This is a genomic window from Vibrio sp. 10N.222.48.A3 (assembly GCF_041475345.1).
GTDB classification, from domain to species: Bacteria; Pseudomonadota; Gammaproteobacteria; order Enterobacterales; family Vibrionaceae; genus Vibrio; species Vibrio tasmaniensis_A.
Genome location: NZ_JBFRVX010001670.1, coordinates 1 through 371 on the forward strand (window position 1 = coordinate 1; position 371 = coordinate 371).

The window sequence follows — 371 nt, forward strand, 5'->3', positions numbered from 1 at the left end:
TTTCATCACTACTTTGAGGAAGAATAAAATCCTTTTTGATGGTTATTACTCGGAAATAGACAAGTTTTGTAATGAATTATCCGATTTATTGGAAAAGTTAGTAGCTTGCAATCCATCTGATTCAAAATCTATGAAAAGTCACGGTACGGTTATTTATCACCGATTAACAGACTTCTCGTCAATCCTTAAAGGTAACTTAGACTTACTGAAAGAAAAACAGGTGGTGTAAGTATAAACTGCTAACAAACAATTTAAGAGTGATTCCCCACGCTTGGCATTTTGGGTTTGGGTTTAGTTCAGTGTTTACGGCGTCCAAATTGAGTTTTGTGGTGGCGTTGCTCACCACTTAACGCGGCTACATGGATTCCCCC

The 371-nt window shown here is 37.7% G+C and carries 1 protein-coding gene; it reads left to right on the forward strand.

The window, feature by feature from the left end; translation table 11 throughout:
* A partial coding sequence (locus tag AB4653_RS28340) for a hypothetical protein (protein ID WP_372105959.1) occupies positions 1 to 229 on the forward strand: 229 nt, incomplete at its 5' end.
* Positions 230 to 371: the final 142 nt, after the last annotated feature.